The organism is Leptospira broomii serovar Hurstbridge str. 5399 (genome assembly GCF_000243715.2).
GTDB lineage: Bacteria > Spirochaetota > Leptospiria > Leptospirales > Leptospiraceae > Leptospira_B > Leptospira_B broomii.
The window spans coordinates 375,886-391,479 of sequence record NZ_AHMO02000011.1 but is presented as its reverse complement, the minus strand read 5'-3'; the positions used below and the strand labels follow the sequence as shown (position 1 = coordinate 391,479).

The window sequence follows — 15,594 nt, the reverse complement described above, 5'->3', positions numbered from 1 at the left end:
AGTAGAGGTATTGTATGGCTAAGAGTGCAGCCCTTTCTACTCAAGTCTCTTTGGAAGAGTCCGTATGGGAACTCTTTGAAACGGGATCGTACGAGGAAGTCGTCCGAGTAGCGGAGAGACATCCGGAAAATGTTTTTATCAATCATCTTAGGGCTATCACCGAATTTGAAACCGGCGGGGAAAGCGCTAATAATTTTCCCCTGGAAGGCAAAACGGTTCTAACCCCTTTATTAGCCGGATACCTGCATAGGGCTAACGGAAGAGTGAAAGAGGCAGCCTTGCTGTTTCACGAATATTTCAAGGCTTCGTCGTCTCTTGTTTCTTATTCTATTTTGAAAACAGGAATTAAAACCTGCGAGGAAGCGGGCGGACATAAGGCTGCCTTGGATTTGATCCTGCGTTACAAGGCGCTTTTCAAAGATAATTATTTCGCCAAATTAGAATTCTTTTCGTTCTATTATCTTCGCAAATTCGAAGAGGCCTTGGTGGCATTTAAGGACAATGCTTCGATTCTAAAGGAAGATCGCGACGTTCTTGCCGCCCTGGGTCTATGCTTGGTTCAACTCGGAAAATTCGAGGAGGCAAAAGGTATTCTAGAAAAATTGCCCGGCGCGGGAGAAATTCCCTCTTATGAGGAAAAAGTAACCGAGTATGCTCCTGTCATTCAGAGTATTTCCGTTTACGAAAAACGCCGCAAAGAATTATCCAAGAAGGAATTATTAGATTTAGGTTATGCGTATCTCTTCTCGGAATCGTATAAAAAAGCCGAAGAAGTTTTCACTTTTCTGGTTTCCCAAGCAAAATAATCACTTTCCCTTTTCGAAGAGCCTCTTTCGTCTTAGGAGAGGCTAGCATTTTTTCTCCGTCTTCGATCGAAACCACTAAATCGACCGGATATTTTCCAGAGGTGGATAAAGCCATCGCAATATAGGGTTTATCCCCCGTAAATTCCCTCTTCATCGCCTCTTTGGGATCGGAAAGATACATTACGAAACCGTTATTTACGATAGCTCCCTTTTTCAGGAATAAAGGGGAATAAAGGCTTATCCCGTCTTCGTTTCTAATTTCCGGAAAGAGTGCCGGCTCCGCTTTCAAATGTCTTGCGTCAACGATTAGGCCCGTATACGGATCCGCAGGGAGATCGGAAGAAGTGAATTCCGGAAAATTCTCGGACCCGTAAGGAAGTAGGATATGGGCAAAGACTCCTTTATTGCCTTTTAATGGAAGAGTTCCGGTCGCATTCAATCGGTTTTCTTTAAAACGATTTTCAATTTCTATGGGATCTTTTCCGTAAAATTCCTGAAAGACTTCTCGAAACGATTCGTCTTCCGCTATCTTCTCTCTCAACAAACGACTGGAATCTAATCTAAGGTTTTCCATACCGCGAAATAAATACTTCTTCAGATCTTCCCGAAGTTTTTCTTTGGCGATGCTCCTAGCTTCGGTTAAATTCTTCGCGGTCCCTTCCCGATTATAATCCGGATCGTCAGGATGAAAAACGATCTTCGGTAACTTCAGTTCTAGGGTTTTGCGAATTTCGCCGGATTTCCAATCCACGATCGTATCCGTTTTATCTCTGGATTCCCATGCTAAAACAGGAAGGATCAAAGTCAAAAAGATGCAGGTTAGGGAAACTATCGGGTATCTGAAAAAAATTAATTCCTTCATCGGAGCGCTCCCGAGACATACTTCGGCAATTTTGAATATTCTATTTTCAATTCGTCCCAATTTGAGATCCTCTTGGCCGGAGGAAGAGCGGTGATTAAATCTTTTCCGTATGACTTGGTCCAGACTCTAGAATCCAGAAGACTGACGATTCCTGTATCCTTTTCGGACCGAATCAATCTCCCGAATCCTTGTTTTAAAATCGTAGTTGCATAAGGAAGTTGAAGATCTCGAAATGGGTTTCCTCCTCTCTCCTTCAACTTTTCGCTCCTTGCTTCCAATACAGGATCATTCGGCGGTTGGAAAGGTAGCTTAGTGAGAATTACCGAGCGAAGTTTATCGCCTCGAATATCAACCCCCTGCCAAAATGTGGATACCCCGAACAGTACCGCATTTTCCTCCGATAAGAAAGCGTTCTTCGCAGGTTCCGGACCCATCTCAATTTGGGAAAAGATAGGAAATTTCGTAACGGGACGGACTATTTCTAGTATTTCATTTAAGGAACGATTCGAAGTGAAAAGCACGAACGTTCCTCCTTGGGTTAGTTCGATCAGTTTTACGATATAGCGGGACAAATCGGCGGAATTTCCTTCGGCGTTTTCGGAGGCGTCCCTCACATCTTTTGGGAGAAATAAAATGGAATTCTTTTCATAGGGAAAGGGGGACGGAACGATCTTTGATTTGGACGGAAGTTTTCCGATTCTCTCGCTAAAATACTTTAGATTTCCTTTATCCGTTGCGAGAGTCGCGGAAGTGAATATGATACTTTCCATACGTGGTTCTAAAATTTCCTTCAGGATGGATTCGGATTCCAAAGGTTGAGTGAGAAGTTTCGGATATAGTTCCTTGGTTTTTTGACTGGGAGGATCGGCCCAATAGACGCGTTCATCGCCATCCATCGTTCGGAAGAGATGCAGACCTTCGGCGATACTGCCGATTCGATTGGCGAGCATTTCTATTTCCAGCGCGATTTCCTTTTCGCTCACTTCCTCGCTTTCTTTACTGTATTTTTTTAATTCCAATAGAAGAGTTTGTTCCAATGCATCCAAATTGGATTCGAACATCCCCCCGTCCATTTTCAGAACTTTACGAATTCTTTGTGAACCGTAAAAATTCAAAGGGAGTTCTCCGGCGATCGCGTTAAAGCAAGAAAAAAGTCTTTCGCCGGCCTGGGTCGCTAAATCGTTAATCTTTGGCGAATTCAGTTTAACCGCGAGACCCGTTTTTTTCTGAGAGTTCCAAACTTGTTGCAGAAGTTTTTGGATTTCTCCGGAAGACAATTCGATTCGAAATGCGGAGCCTAAGGTTTCGGGAAAATTATGCGCTTCATCAATTACGAGTTTTTTAAATTCGGGAAGAATATTGAAGTCCGACGCGATATGGGCAGCGAGTAAATGGTGGTTGACGATCAGTATATGCGCCTTTTGCCATTTGGCTCGCTCTAAAAAATAGAAAGAATGCGAAAAGTTCGGACAATTTCTGCCGAGGCAGGAATCCGCTTCTCGCGTAACCTTATTCCAAAAGTCGAATGATGCATAACCGTCGTATTCTTGACGACGTCCGCTTTGGCTGACCGAGACCCAGTTCTTAAAGGATTCCAAATGATCCATCATTTCTGGACCGAAGGTTCCTTGAGAGAGAACGTTTCCTAGTTTTCTCTTGCATACGTAATTGGAGGCGCCCATCGCCACCTCGGCACGGATCTCTTCGCCTAAAATTTCCGATACGAGAGGGATATCCTTTTTGATTAACTGGTCCTGGAGCGCTTTCGTTTCTGTTGAAATTACTACGGTTTGCTCGTTCTCCAATGCTGATAATGCTGCCGGAATGAGATATGCTAGTGATTTACCGACCCCCGTTCCCGCTTCTACAATTAAATGCTTAGCCTCCTGGAAAGCTTCTTCGACTCCGTTTGCCATTTGAATCTGGCCAGGTCTGGACTCGAATTCAGGCCATAGAGTTGAAAGTTTAGAAAATTGATCTGCTGTTTTACCCAAGAATCCCTCAATCGTTCCTTGTCTGGAAGAGTTTTATGATGCAATAAAGAGAAAGTAACGAAACAAGACCCAAGGAAAATCCCATTGTCAAAGCTCCTTCAATGCTCAATTCAGTGACCGGCAGGGAAGCGAACGCAGAAGAAATCGAACCGTTTTTATACGGAAAGAAATTGTACGCGATTACTAAGATAAATCCGAATCCGCCCAGAACGGCAGGCAATATATATTTTTTCCGTAAATCCTTTTCGGTTACCGCCTCTTCTTTTCCTCTCAAACTTAGGTGAACCAGAAAATAGAAGAAAGCGAATACCGCTACGATGCTTAAAAATACGTAACGGGAAACTAAGGCCTGAACCGTAGCCTCTTCGGGACTCGTACCAGGACCGGCATTGGCAACCATCCAGTCGACGCTCATTTTATTGATATAGGATTCCACATTTTGGTATAAGAACATTCCGAAGATAACTAGCAGAAATGCGGGAGTCACGTACTTGATGATCCACCAAAAAAAATTCGGAAGCTTGATGTGCGAACCGCGATATCCTTCTTCCAACCCTTTTTTTGCTCCGATCACCCAACCGAAAATCAAGATTTGTATGGTTGCAAGAATATAGATTAGCACGGTTCCGATCCAGAAATCTGCCTGATCGAGAGCGTTAAAATTCTTATTAAAATATAAGATAGGAAAGGAGAGAGAGAATGTAAGTAGAAATAAAAGGAAACTGGAAGTTCTTCGGCTTACATGAAAGGATTCCTCCAGAAAGACGGTCCAGGGCTGAAGCATCGTCACCGAGGATGTGAGTGCAGCCAAAAATAAAACGAAGAACCAAATCGTCCCGAAAAACTGACCTCCGGGCATCAACGCGAAAACGGAGGGGAGTGCAATGAATCCCATCCCGAAAGTTCCGAATGAGGTCACCGTCAGACCTAGGAATAAAAAGGCCACAGGTATAGTGATCATTCCACCGAATGCGACTTCCACGAATTCGTTTAATGACGCCGCGGATAAGGAAGATAAGACGACATCGTTTTCCCGTTTTAAATAACTGGAAAATACCAGCGCGATCCCGAAACCTGCGGATAGCGTAAAGAAAATCTGCCCGGCCGCCGAAATCCAAACCTTCGCCTGCCCGAGAGAATTCCAATCGGGGTTCCACATTTTCCCCAGACCGATTTCGATACCATCCAGAGTCAAAACTCGAACTAAGACGATCACTGAACAGATCAACATTAACGGAACTGCGATCTTGGCAAAAATTTCGATTCCCTTCGCAATTCCCCGATAGACCAAAATAAAATTCATGAGAAAACAGGCGAGGGTCGCATAGAAAATCTTTCCGGCGATAGCGGAACCGTTCTCTTTCGCACCGACTAATGTTTGAAAGTAGTCCGTTGCTGTAGCGATGACGGCACTCCGATTATTCCCGTTCGTAGTGAGATCGATTTGACCGGTGGCAAAATCGAAAGCGTAAGCGAGACACCAGGCTTCAACAAAAACATAATATACGTAAATAAGAAGAGGAATAGTAATCCCGATAGCCCCAACTAGTCGAAGGGGAACTCCCGATAGGTAGGAGCGGAATAAATTAGGCGCGCTATGACCCTGTTCTCCGCCGAGTCGTCCCATGACCCATTCAGTGATACAGACGGGAATTCCGACTAAGATGAAACTTACGATATATGGAAGTAAAAAGGCCCCGCCACCATTCTGAACGGCTTGTCCGGGAAATCGTAAAAAATTACCGAGACCGATTGCTCCCGAAGCCACGGTTAAAATGAGTCCAGTGCGGGATTTCCAGCGTTCCTTAACAGGTTGATTCGGCATTGCGTTTTCCGTTTGGGGATTTCCGTGCTATTTTTAGCTCGAAAGGGAAGTTGAATCATAATCGCACGAGAAGAACTTGGTTTGTCAAAAGGATTTCCATTCGCGGAAAGGAAAAAAACGGGACATAAATGGAAGGAAAAAGTCTCTGACTATGTGGCAGAAAACATGGCCATTTTGCAAACTTTGAAGTCTAAATTTACAACTGGGGAAGAAAGATACAACCCTGGCCTGAGGCAATAGAAAATGAAATTGGATAAGATTACCGTAAAGCTAAATGAAGCTTTATCGGAAGCGCAGACGACGGCTGCAAATTTAAGACATCCTGAAATTAGGGAAGAACATATCGTAGCTCAAATTCTATCTCAGGGAGACGGATTTGCGCCGCCGATATTCGCTAGATTAAGTTTGCCTCTGGATGAATTTCGTCGCAGAACCGAGTCCGCACTTCAAAAACTTCCCAAAGTGGAAGGTGACACAGAAAGGGGTTTTTCAAGAGAGGCCGTATCCCTCCTTCAAAATTCCGAAGCTTTGCGAAAAGAGCTAAAGGATGATTATCTTAGCACGGATCATGTGCTTCTAGGATTTGTTCGATCGGGAATTTCCCCGCTACGAGAGGAATTTCAAAAACTCGGATTGGACTATGCAAAATTATTGAAAGTCGTTTTAGACGTAAGAAAAGGACAACCTATTATGGACGATTCACCGGAAAACAAGGTAGATGCTCTTAAAAAATACGCGAAAAATTTGAATGAGCTCGCAAAGAAAGGAAAATTAGATCCGGTTATCGGAAGAGACGAGGAAATTCGTCGTACAATCCAAGTTTTGACAAGAAGAACCAAAAACAACCCTGTTCTTATCGGTGAGCCAGGCGTGGGTAAGACTGCAATCGTAGAAGGGTTGGCGAACAAAATCATTCAGGGAGAAGTTCCGGAAGGAATCAAGAATAAGATTATCTATGCTCTGGATTTGGGGGCTATGATCGCCGGTGCGAAATATAGGGGAGAATTCGAAGAAAGACTCAAGGCTACGTTGGATGAAGTCAAGCAGAGCGAAGGAAATATCATTCTCTTCATAGACGAGATTCATACTCTCGTCGGAGCCGGGGCTACCGAGGGAGCGATGGACGCTTCGAATATGCTAAAGCCTATGTTGGCTCGAGGAGAACTACGCTGTATCGGCGCGACGACACTCAAGGAGTATCAGAAATACATCGAGAAGGATGCCGCATTAGAGAGAAGATTCCAACCGGTTCTCGTTAAAGAACCGAGCGTAGAGGAAACGGTAACGATTCTGAGGGGATTAAAGGACCGATACGAGTTGCATCACGGAATTAAGATTTTGGATTCCGCGCTTGTTGCCGCCGCGACTCTTTCCAATCGCTATATCGCCGATCGCTTCTTACCGGATAAAGCCGTCGATTTGATAGACGAGGCTAGTTCTAAAATGCGGATCGAAATGGATTCTATGCCGGAGGAATTGGACCGTCTCAGTAAAAAGATCCAGTCCTTTAAAATCGAAAGAGAAGCGCTAAAAAGGGAAACGGATCCTGCTTCCAAGCAACGCACCGAAATATTGGTAAAGGAATTGGCTGAGCAAGAGGAAACCTTCAGGACTCTAAAGGCAAGATGGGATTTGGAAAAATCCAAGATAGCAAAAATTAAGGAAATTAAGGAACAGATCGATCGATTTAAGGTCTTGGAAGCGGAAGCCGAACGACGCGGAGAAATCAACCGTGTAGCCGAGATTCGTTACGGTAAATTAGTCGAGCTCGACAAACAAATGGAAAAGGCCAACGAGGAGCTTAAAAAGATCGCAGGGGCTAGCCGTCTCTTGAAAGAGGAAGTGGACGAGGAGGATATCGCGAATATAGTCTCTCGCTGGACGGGCATTCCGGTTTCCAAGATGCTTCAAGGTGAAAAGGCGAAGCTTCTAGATATGGAGGAATCTCTAAAGGCAAAAGTTATCGGCCAAGATCATGCCTTGTCTTTATTATCCGAAGCGATTCGAAGATCAAGGGCGGGGATGGCGGATCCGCATAGACCGATCGGCACATTTCTTTTTCTCGGTCCGACCGGTGTGGGTAAAACGGAAACGGCAAAGGCTCTTTCGGAATTCCTCTTTAACGATCCGAATGCGATGCTCCGGATCGATATGAGCGAATATATGGAAGCGCATTCCGTATCGCGATTGATAGGTGCTCCTCCCGGTTATATAGGACACGACGAAGGCGGGCAACTCACCGAAGCCGTAAGAAGAAGACCTTATTCGGTCATACTATTTGATGAAGTGGAAAAAGCTCATCCTGAAGTCTTCAATGTCTTCCTGCAGATTCTGGACGAAGGTAGATTGACGGATAGTAAAGGGAGGAGCGTGGATTTCAAGAATACGGTGATTATTCTTACTTCGAATATAGGATCCGATATATTAGGTTCACTCGAATACAGCGCGGAAGAAAAGGAAAGGTTGGTCGAACAACGACTTAAGAAACAGTTCAAACCCGAATTCCTAAATCGTTTGGACGAAGTGATATTGTTTAAGTCCGTGGATGAAGCGATGCTTTCCAAAATCTCCGAACTGCAATTGCAGATCATGTCAAAGAAAGCCAAGGAGAACGGTTTGGATGTCAGCTTCAGTCCTGCTCTGAAGCAATACGTCACCAAAGCGGGTTTCGATCCGGAATATGGAGCAAGGCCTCTCAAGCGGTTAATCCAAAGAGAAGTCGGGAATGCACTCAGCTCCTATATATTAAAAGGGGAGTTTCAGCAAGGGCAGAAAGTGAACGTAGACTATCAGGGCGGCCGGGTAGAAATTAAAAAAGGCTGACTCGATTCCTAAGACTTTACGCTCTTCAAATAAAAACCCCGGTCTTAAGAGCCGGGGTTCATTGGGGACACAAATATCCGAGGGAGAAAAAGGTTAGAATGAACGGGAGGCAACTTTAGCCTCCCGTTTTTAAATTAGAATTCTACTTTCAGTAAAAACAATTCTTCTTTTTTCATTTTTAGGACCTTAGAGGCCATATTCTTAAATTCTTCTGGCGGTTCCAGGAGACCCAATTCTACTTTGGATAGAAATGGAGTGGAAACCTTCAATTTCTTTGCCATGTCATATTGTTTAATTCCCAACTCTCTACGTTTTGCCCAGAGTTTGTTGGTGAGGCCTTGGCTGAATTCGGGATAAACATCTTCGACCGGACGGTCGTTGAATAATTTATCAAGAGTGGTTTTCAAATATTTCGCACAAGCTTGTCTGAATTTCTCAGTAGGAGCCTGGCTTCCTGTTTCGATCTTGGAGAGGTAGCTAGGGGAAACACCCAAAGCCCTTGCCATATCGTATTGTTTGACACCCCGTTTTTTTCGGAGCATGTAGATGTGGTTATTCATTCTATCCCCTCTTTTTTACCGTTCTATTCATGCGTCATATAGGCTCAAGAATAAATTTCCATTACTTCCTGTTTAACTAGTTGGGCTACAATTTTTTTCCTATTTCATAGAATTCACGATAAAAAAAGTAACACTAAGATGAATGTCGATCTTTTGAAGGAAAATTGTGCCATTTAAACAGGTTTCATTTTATTTCAGTGGGAAAGCTACGTTAAACGTAGTCCAAAAATAGAGTGTTATATCTAAGGGATAACTTAAATCAGACTTTAGTCTATGACCCGTTCTAGGGAAAGAATCGAAAACCTAAAATGGAATAAAAAAGCCTCGGTCTGAAATAACCGAGGCTAGCAGCTTACAAAAGTTTTTAGGATGTATTTAAATCTTTCCGGGCTTAAGCTGTTCGGTCGCAACCGTTAACTGATACTCGGATTTTAATTTACCAATAAACTCTTGAGCAAGGCTTTGTTTTTTGGAATCCAATAGCTCTTGGCGAATCTTGTCTCTTACATCCGCAAAAGGAAGCGGTATGCGTTCTTGTTGCTTCGTCGGATTCGGCTTTGAATAAGAGAACATTTTCCCCGCTTCGTAAGTTGTTCTAATTTCCGCTTCGGTAACGTCTATCTTTGGCGGAAACACTTTCTTCATCAAAAGCGGTAATACTAAGAATCTCCTTTGAATCGGGAATAACTCTCTATATTCCTCGGAGTTCCGAATTCGCTTAATAGCCTCGGAGCGTTCTCCGATTTTTAACGGTAGATATCGGGAAGAATAGAAATTAATCACCATCGATTTTTCGTCTTTCGCAGGGGTCGCATCCGTACCGCTAATCGCGGCGAAATCTTTGAATTTTTCCAATACTTCCTTATAACGAACGACTTCTCCGGTTTTTTTATCCGTTAAGAGAACTGTTTCGGGAGTGATCGCTCCGATATTCGCCTGGGAAATTTGCGCGGGTTCCCAACCGGACTCGGTCATAACTTGGTCGATGCTCTTCTTCCAAGCTTCGGCCAGAAATTTATTTTTATAGTAATCCGCGTATTGTCCCGCGATTTCTTCCACTCGCAATTCGGAATAGAATTTCGAATTTTTCTTATCGTCTTCGCTTAAGTTATCTTTCTTCAGATAATCTTTAGCCGCGTCCCTTTGTTTACCTAATTCATTTTTAAAAAGTTTCTCTAGTCTAGCTAAATAGATGTTTTCAAGTCTTTCGGAACGTAGGATGTAAATTTTACCTGCGCTTTCCTCTAAAATCCATTGCCCTTTATTTTCGGCGGCTTTAGAAAGGATTGCGGAGAGAGGGTCGTTACCGCAATCCAAGCAGGCCGGTTCTAACACTCCGCTTACGGACTTTCTTTGAGGTTCTTCGGTATGCTCCGATACGAATTGAGCGATCTCTTTTTTGGATGAAAGTTTCTTCAGTTGCTCAAGATAATCATCCGCTTTTTGCTTTAAGGTCTTTCCCGTGGTCGGGTCCGGAGCAGCCACTAGTAAAACCCGAATGAAGGCCATTCTTACTTTACCTTCTTTCGTAATTTGATCCTCGAATTTCTTACGATAGAGAGAAAATGCAAATTGGGGTTCGGAATATTTAAGGAATCTTTCCATGTCCCCTTCCGAGACTAATGAATGATCTTTATTATATAGCTCCGCGATTTTCAAAAGACTGAGTTCTTCTAAAACCTTATTTTGGTTTTCGACGGAAGCTGTCGTTTCATCCACCTTCCTGCCTTTTAAGCTATAAAAATAATGGAGTCTTAATTCTTTTCTAGTTAGGGTTCCGCCTTTGAAAGAGGCGAGTACGTCGGAATCCAATTTGCAATCGGCAAACAGGAAGCCCAAGAGTGAGAGTACTATGATTTTTTTACTCATGTTTCTTTTCTATTACCTGGTTTTACGGAGTTTAGGGAGGATCAGTATTTGTGAATGGTCTTTCGGGCAGGTTGTGAGCGCTTTCCTTGGATTTCAACGGATATTTCCCGAGTGAGTCGTTTTTCGTTATCCTGATACAAACCTTCCGCCGCTCTTGCACCGGAAGGAGGCGACGGAGAATTCCAATCGCTCGGAGTTTCCTTAGTCGATAATGAAAGCATTTCATCTCTTTGAGCCGTTAATTTTTGCATTTCGGCGCCGATCGAGTCTCGAAGTGATTCGGAATAATCTCGGTCTGCAGCGATTCGATCCCTAATCTTTCCCAATTCGGTAAGATCTCGTTCGATCTCCTCGGTTTTTCGTAGAAGGTGAGCAACTTTAATCTTCATAAGAATGCCTGCCATTTAAGGAGGAACCACCCATTTCGGAGTCTGGTTCCTGGGTCTCTTCTTGCAAGTACGAAAAGAAGAGACCCACTGTATAACCTGGAAATTCCGGTCCGGGTCGGGAGGCCGCTACAAGTAAAAAAGAAAGTAAGAAAATGATTTTTTCGGACCCTTCGCCTTCCTTACCGTAAAAAAGAAGAATTCCAATCGCCGAACATAGTAGGATCGCTTTTGAAAATGATGGCTCCGACGGTTGAGTAGGATCGGAGACTAGGAATCCGATTGTGGTCGCTGCAAGTAATAGTGAGAGTAAGGCGGTTCGAAGTTTTTTTCCAAGAATTCCGCGTAGAAATAAAACCGCCATTCCAGGTGCGAGAAAGGTGGAATATTCCTCCTTAGAGTAAGAAAATATAATCCCGGAGGCGAATAAGAGTGAAAAAACCCCCTCCCGAAATATCGAAATGGAACGACCCCGAAACCAGGAAATATCCCGGCAGGAAATGATACCGGCTAAACTGAGGCAGATTAGATCAAGGATATCCTCGGGTGAGGAACCGTCCCAGAGCGATGTAAGAAATAGAGCGAGAGGGAATAGTAATACAGGCGGATTTAGACGTTTGCTTCCGGACCGAACAAGCACCGAGCTACTCAGGGCTACTCCAAGGACTAATACGCCGGAAAAGGGAAAATTGTACGATTTGAAAAAGAGGAAGGCGGAAGTGAATACCAGAAAAACCATTTGTATCTTTTCGGAAAATTCCGTATCCTGACCAATCGAGGAAGCTATGATCCTGAACGAGATTCTAATCTCGACGGAAAAGATAGACAGCGTTCAAGTTCTGAAATTGCAGGGTTCTATCAACTCCTTTACGGAGAAAAAATTTAGGGACGTACTTTCTGTCGCCGTTCGTCAAGGTCCCGTAATTATGGATCTGGAAGATGTGCACCTTATCTCTTCTACCGGTGTTCAGGCCTTAAAGGAAGTGAGTCAGGTGAGCTTCGGGAATAAAAATAAGCTAGTCTTAGTAAATATCTCGAAGGCCATTACCAACGTATTCAAGATGGCCGGTTTAAACGGTTTTTTTCTGATCGCCGGAGACGAGGAAGCGGCTTTAAAGATCGCTTCTAAAAGATGAATTAGGATTTAGAAAATTGGAAATGACAAACCCCGCTCCCTTTAATTATTTTCGCAAAGCTTGGCATTTGTTAGGTCTTTTGATACCGGTCTGCTATTATTTCGACGTCTTCAAAGGCGGTTTCGGGCTGGAACACGCTACCTGGGTGATTATTACATTCCTCTTATTCTTTTCGCTCGGCTTACTTGTGATCGTGGAATTCTCCCGTTTTAGGGTACAGGCGGTTCAAAATTTATTCGTAAAAGTTGCCGGGCCTTTACTTAAAGAAGAAGAGAAATATAGGATCAACGGAACCTTTCCTTATTTTCTATCCATTACCTTTGTTGTTCTATTTTTTCCTCCGGATATTACGATCTTATCGATGTTGTTCTTAGTGATCGGAGACCCGATGGCGGCTTGGGTAGGAGTTCATTTCGGAAAAAATCGATTCGCGAACGGAAAATCCAAGGAAGGGATCGTTGCATTTATTCTTTCCACATTAATCGTGGGGCTTTGGTTTTTATATGTCATTCAGGGGCAACCGAAAGCGTTAGGAATTTATCAATACGGTTCCGGCGAACTTTCGCAGAATTTAATTTTGATTCTTCCTGCGATCGTTACGGCGGCATTTACGGAGCTCTATAGCGGAACCTACTGGAACGGTTTAATCGACGATAATTTATTGATCCCGGTGGTATCAGCTTTGGTGCTTGGGATCGTCGCCTTTTTAGTGTTAGGTGTGGACAGTTCTCGAATTTTCCTGAATCCTCTGGATATGTTTTATTAAGAAATTCTACTAACTAATTTTTATGGAGTCGTTTTAGGTTCCGGAGGAAGTATGGAATATACGAAATCGATTCTTGTTTTGGTGCTTCCCTTAAACCAGGGCGAAGTCCAGCTAAATTCTAAATCGGTCGGGAATAGGCTAGTTTCATAAGGATAGAGTTTCAATCGGTTTTCTTTTTTTTGCTTAGCCTTGATCATACTCCCCAAATAATTAAAGGACCCGATCCAATCTTCCCCGACTTCGAAGCCCTCCATTTTTCCCCGATCTCCCGCAAATTCGTAGATCGCTACATAGGATTCTCGGATTCCTTTTTGCTCTTCCGGAGTGAATTTTCGATTCATGCGCAGGATGAAACCCGGGGTTTCCCTTGCGTGAAAGTACAGATAGTTTCCCAAATCCTCCCATGTGAGAGGTTTTTTATTATTAGGAATTTTCACCTCGTATTTTCGGTTGAGGGGAGTGGGTTCCTCGCAGTTTCCATAACGAGTAAAATAATCACATAATTCCACTTTCTCCACCCGGAGAGTGGCAGGCTCGCAACTAGCGAGAAAGATAAAAAGAATAAGGAGTTTAGCGTTTTTCCAGGGAAAGTACATATGATTCTCTCAAGTTTGTAAAAAAGTAAATTACTTCGGGGGCTTTAAAAAAGTCCGGAGCCGAAGATTGACATATCCACTTCTGGCTTTGATATGTGTATATGATTTCGGCAAAGGCTCCGTGAAAAAGATAGATTCTATGCAAATCCTCTTCGACGAAGGATAAGACTAGGTTATAAGGCGTCAGGTAGCCGGGGAAAATTCGAAAGGACTCGTCCGTTTTCCTAAGCTGTTCCTGGAATTTAAGACATTCCTTTTGCAAACTGGGTAATTCTTCCCTTGATATGCGACGTTTAAAGGAGAGTATCCTGGTTTGTCGTCCCAGAGGGGAATCTAAGAAGTTTGCGAATTGATGACTCCATTTAGGGAGAGGTTGTGATTCATACAAGGTTTGGGAAAAGATATTTTCCGCTCTTTCCTTCAACTTGTAGTAAACTTCCTGATTCTCGAAAGATACGATTAAGAAAAATGATGCAGGTAAAGGTTTGCGTTGCTTAGTTGCGGGTAGCTTTTGTTTCACGTCTGCTTAGAGTTGTTTTTTCACTCATAAAGGCTTCGGTGCGCCCGTCGAGAATCCCTTGGGATCAGACTATAATTTGGAATCGAAATAATCCAGCAGAATTTTCGTGACCCAATGACCGTCCGGAACGGCCGGGCTGCGATCGGACAAGAATCCGACATGACCCCCTTTTTTAGTGAGCAAAACCTGAAGGTTCGGAAGATTTTCCCATGGAATGGAATCCCATTCGAAAATAGGAACGACAGGATCGTCCTCGGCGTGTACAAGTATTCCGGGATGACGTATCATGCGAATGTAATTCTTGCAAGAATTTATCTTATAATAATCTAATGCACTTCTATATCCGAACGTAGGAGCCGTAATCAAATCATCGAAGTCAAAGAAGGTTTTTACGTTGCCTAGATTGGCTCTTATCTCAGGCGCTAATTCTACGATTCCTTCCTTAATTTTCTTTCTAAAGGCATTTAAGAAATGCTCTCTATAAAAGCGACCTGCCAAGGAATCGATAAAAGCGCAATTTTTTGCCAAATCTAAAGGGGGCGATACTGCGGAAAAGGCCAACGCTTTCCGATCCGATCGTTCTCCGAAAAATTTCAATACTAGATTTGCGGAAAGTGAGAACCCCGATACGAAGACCTTTGCAGAGAGAGAGTCTCTTGCGAAGTCCAGAACGTCCTGTAAATCTTCGGACTGTCCGGCATAATAAGAATATTTTGCATATCCTCTGCCTTTTCCGCAATTTCGTAAATTCATTCTAAGAGTTCCATAACCTCTTTCTAATGCACTTTGAGCTAGTGAAATTAGATACGGGCTTTCCGAATCTCCTTCCATACCATGAACCATAACGATATAAGTTCCATTCCACGGAATAGAATCTCGTTTATAGCTTGCGATCGGAGGATTATGCTCTAACCAAAGAGTGTCTCCTGAATTTCCACTTACCGTAAGAAGAATATCTTCGCAATAATAAGCGGTCCGTAATCGGTTTGAAGGAGGAAAAAAAGTATTATAGATCGTTTGAGCGTGTTTTCCTGAAACGAATCGTTTAGGGCGAAAGGGCAGGTGTTCCATAGCAGAGGCGCCGTGATTTAGATCCCGTTCTCTTGAAAAAATTCCTTCCAATCTTCCAACTGAGCCTTTCCAAGAAGATTTCTTTTTTCCAGAAACTTTCTAAATCGCTTCAAGAAATCCTTAGCCCGACTTTGAACAAGGCTATCATCCGGATGCATATCGGTCAGGAAAAAATGTAGGAATTCATCCAGCTCGAATGACCCGAGATTCTTTAAAGTGATTCGATCTTCTTTTTGGTCTTCGTTCTCTCCGAATAACAATTCGGAAAACTCAAGAAGAAGGGTGCAGAGTTTTTCATCCGCATCCCGACTTCCGCCCTGCTGATTGGACAGGTAGTCCTTGAGGACGTCTTCGATTCTTGGAGCGTCCGACAAAACCTA

Annotated in this window: 15 protein-coding genes; 4 read left to right on the top strand and 11 right to left on the bottom strand. The window is 43.4% G+C overall.

The window, feature by feature from the left end:
* The first annotated feature begins 14 nt into the window (after window positions 1-14).
* A complete protein-coding gene (locus LEP1GSC050_RS19220) occupies window positions 15-806 on the top strand; it encodes a tetratricopeptide repeat protein (RefSeq protein WP_010569975.1) in 792 nt (263 codons plus the stop codon).
* Here LEP1GSC050_RS19220 and LEP1GSC050_RS19215 read toward each other — a convergent pair.
* From LEP1GSC050_RS19215 to LEP1GSC050_RS19205, 3 genes are read right to left on the bottom strand one after another with little or no spacing between them, the layout of a single operon-like run.
* Window positions 778-1,668 carry a hypothetical protein gene (locus LEP1GSC050_RS19215; RefSeq protein ID WP_010569974.1) on the bottom strand — a complete coding sequence of 297 codons (891 nt, stop codon included), beginning with the start codon at window positions 1,666-1,668 and terminating at the stop codon, window positions 778-780. The two genes, LEP1GSC050_RS19220 and LEP1GSC050_RS19215, sit on opposite strands and share 29 nt — an antisense overlap.
* Window positions 1,665-3,662: an ATP-dependent DNA helicase gene (locus tag LEP1GSC050_RS19210; RefSeq protein WP_010569973.1), complete on the bottom strand. Its 1,998-nt coding sequence runs from the start codon at window positions 3,660-3,662 to the stop codon at window positions 1,665-1,667. The genes LEP1GSC050_RS19215 and LEP1GSC050_RS19210 overlap by 4 nt, the downstream gene beginning before the upstream one ends.
* Window positions 3,663-3,669: 7 nt before the next feature.
* Window positions 3,670-5,487: a sodium-dependent transporter gene (locus LEP1GSC050_RS19205; protein ID WP_020987970.1), complete on the bottom strand. Its 1,818-nt coding sequence runs from the start codon at window positions 5,485-5,487 to the stop codon at window positions 3,670-3,672.
* A 243-nt stretch (window positions 5,488-5,730) separates the two neighbouring features.
* Here LEP1GSC050_RS19205 and clpB point away from each other — a divergent pair, with 243 nt between their 5' ends.
* Window positions 5,731-8,310 carry an ATP-dependent chaperone ClpB gene (gene clpB / locus LEP1GSC050_RS19200; RefSeq protein ID WP_010569972.1) on the top strand — a complete coding sequence of 860 codons (2,580 nt, stop codon included), beginning with the start codon at window positions 5,731-5,733 and terminating at the stop codon, window positions 8,308-8,310.
* Between the two features lie 134 nt (window positions 8,311-8,444).
* On the opposite strand, the gene LEP1GSC050_RS19195 is transcribed toward clpB, so the two are convergent.
* The 4 genes from LEP1GSC050_RS19195 to LEP1GSC050_RS19180 all read right to left on the bottom strand — a co-directional run bounded on the left by LEP1GSC050_RS19195 (window position 8,445) and on the right by LEP1GSC050_RS19180 (window position 11,864).
* The gene (locus LEP1GSC050_RS19195; protein ID WP_010410551.1) at window positions 8,445-8,852 is read right to left on the bottom strand and encodes a helix-turn-helix transcriptional regulator; all 408 of its coding nucleotides are present in this window, start codon (window positions 8,850-8,852) and stop codon (window positions 8,445-8,447) included.
* Window positions 8,853-9,245: 393 nt separating this feature from the next.
* Window positions 9,246-10,739, bottom strand: a complete 1,494-nt coding sequence (locus tag LEP1GSC050_RS19190) for an LIC12015 family putative lipoprotein (RefSeq protein ID WP_010569971.1) — start codon at window positions 10,737-10,739, stop codon at window positions 9,246-9,248.
* A gap of 41 nt (window positions 10,740-10,780) precedes the next feature.
* Window positions 10,781-11,128 carry a hypothetical protein gene (locus tag LEP1GSC050_RS19185; RefSeq protein ID WP_020987922.1) on the bottom strand — a complete coding sequence of 116 codons (348 nt, stop codon included), beginning with the start codon at window positions 11,126-11,128 and terminating at the stop codon, window positions 10,781-10,783.
* Window positions 11,118-11,864 carry a hypothetical protein gene (locus LEP1GSC050_RS19180; protein WP_020987877.1) on the bottom strand — a complete coding sequence of 249 codons (747 nt, stop codon included), beginning with the start codon at window positions 11,862-11,864 and terminating at the stop codon, window positions 11,118-11,120. The genes LEP1GSC050_RS19185 and LEP1GSC050_RS19180 overlap by 11 nt, the downstream gene beginning before the upstream one ends.
* A 46-nt stretch (window positions 11,865-11,910) precedes the next feature.
* Here LEP1GSC050_RS19180 and LEP1GSC050_RS19175 point away from each other — a divergent pair, with 46 nt between their 5' ends.
* Both LEP1GSC050_RS19175 and LEP1GSC050_RS19170 read left to right on the top strand, forming a co-directional pair.
* Window positions 11,911-12,261 carry an STAS domain-containing protein gene (locus tag LEP1GSC050_RS19175; RefSeq protein ID WP_010569968.1) on the top strand — a complete coding sequence of 117 codons (351 nt, stop codon included), beginning with the start codon at window positions 11,911-11,913 and terminating at the stop codon, window positions 12,259-12,261.
* A 22-nt stretch (window positions 12,262-12,283) separates the two neighbouring features.
* On the top strand, window positions 12,284-13,027 hold the full coding sequence (locus tag LEP1GSC050_RS19170; protein WP_010569967.1) for a diacylglycerol/polyprenol kinase family protein: 744 nt from the start codon (window positions 12,284-12,286) through the stop codon (window positions 13,025-13,027).
* Window positions 13,028-13,047: 20 nt separating this feature from the next.
* Here LEP1GSC050_RS19170 and lcpA read toward each other — a convergent pair whose 3' ends face one another.
* From lcpA to LEP1GSC050_RS19150, 4 genes are all read right to left on the bottom strand, one after another.
* Complete coding sequence (gene lcpA / locus LEP1GSC050_RS19165; protein WP_020987844.1) at window positions 13,048-13,623, bottom strand: complement regulator-acquiring protein LcpA; 576 nt, start codon at window positions 13,621-13,623, stop codon at window positions 13,048-13,050.
* Complete coding sequence (locus tag LEP1GSC050_RS19160) at window positions 13,598-14,143, bottom strand: DUF4416 family protein (RefSeq protein WP_010569965.1); 546 nt, start codon at window positions 14,141-14,143, stop codon at window positions 13,598-13,600. The genes lcpA and LEP1GSC050_RS19160 overlap by 26 nt, the downstream gene beginning before the upstream one ends.
* A gap of 69 nt (window positions 14,144-14,212) precedes the next feature.
* Window positions 14,213-15,214, bottom strand: coding sequence for a YheT family hydrolase (locus LEP1GSC050_RS19155; RefSeq protein ID WP_020987837.1), 1,002 nt, complete (start codon window positions 15,212-15,214; stop codon window positions 14,213-14,215).
* 17 nt (window positions 15,215-15,231) lie between these two features.
* Complete coding sequence (locus tag LEP1GSC050_RS19150) at window positions 15,232-15,588, bottom strand: hypothetical protein (protein ID WP_010410531.1); 357 nt, start codon at window positions 15,586-15,588, stop codon at window positions 15,232-15,234.
* Between the last annotated feature and the right edge of the window lie 6 nt (window positions 15,589-15,594).

Bases quoted from the DNA above. Each gene is read 5' to 3' on its own strand.
- LEP1GSC050_RS19185 (WP_020987922.1), bottom strand. From the start codon at position 11,128: ATGAAGATTAAAGTTGCTCACCTTCTACGAAAAACCGAGGAGATCGAA.
- LEP1GSC050_RS19195 (WP_010410551.1), bottom strand. From the start codon at position 8,852: ATGCTCCGAAAAAAACGGGGTGTCAAACAATACGATATGGCAAGGGCT.
- LEP1GSC050_RS19220 (WP_010569975.1), top strand. From the start codon at position 15: ATGGCTAAGAGTGCAGCCCTTTCTACTCAAGTCTCTTTGGAAGAGTCC.
- LEP1GSC050_RS19205 (WP_020987970.1), bottom strand. From the start codon at position 5,487: ATGCCGAATCAACCTGTTAAGGAACGCTGGAAATCCCGCACTGGACTC.
- LEP1GSC050_RS19215 (WP_010569974.1), bottom strand. From the start codon at position 1,668: ATGAAGGAATTAATTTTTTTCAGATACCCGATAGTTTCCCTAACCTGC.
- LEP1GSC050_RS19175 (WP_010569968.1), top strand. From the start codon at position 11,911: ATGATCCTGAACGAGATTCTAATCTCGACGGAAAAGATAGACAGCGTT.
- LEP1GSC050_RS19155 (WP_020987837.1), bottom strand. From the start codon at position 15,214: ATGGAACACCTGCCCTTTCGCCCTAAACGATTCGTTTCAGGAAAACAC.
- LEP1GSC050_RS19170 (WP_010569967.1), top strand. From the start codon at position 12,284: ATGACAAACCCCGCTCCCTTTAATTATTTTCGCAAAGCTTGGCATTTG.
- LEP1GSC050_RS19190 (WP_010569971.1), bottom strand. From the start codon at position 10,739: ATGAGTAAAAAAATCATAGTACTCTCACTCTTGGGCTTCCTGTTTGCC.
- lcpA (WP_020987844.1), bottom strand. From the start codon at position 13,623: ATGTACTTTCCCTGGAAAAACGCTAAACTCCTTATTCTTTTTATCTTT.
- clpB (WP_010569972.1), top strand. From the start codon at position 5,731: ATGAAATTGGATAAGATTACCGTAAAGCTAAATGAAGCTTTATCGGAA.
- LEP1GSC050_RS19180 (WP_020987877.1), bottom strand. From the start codon at position 11,864: ATGGTTTTTCTGGTATTCACTTCCGCCTTCCTCTTTTTCAAATCGTAC.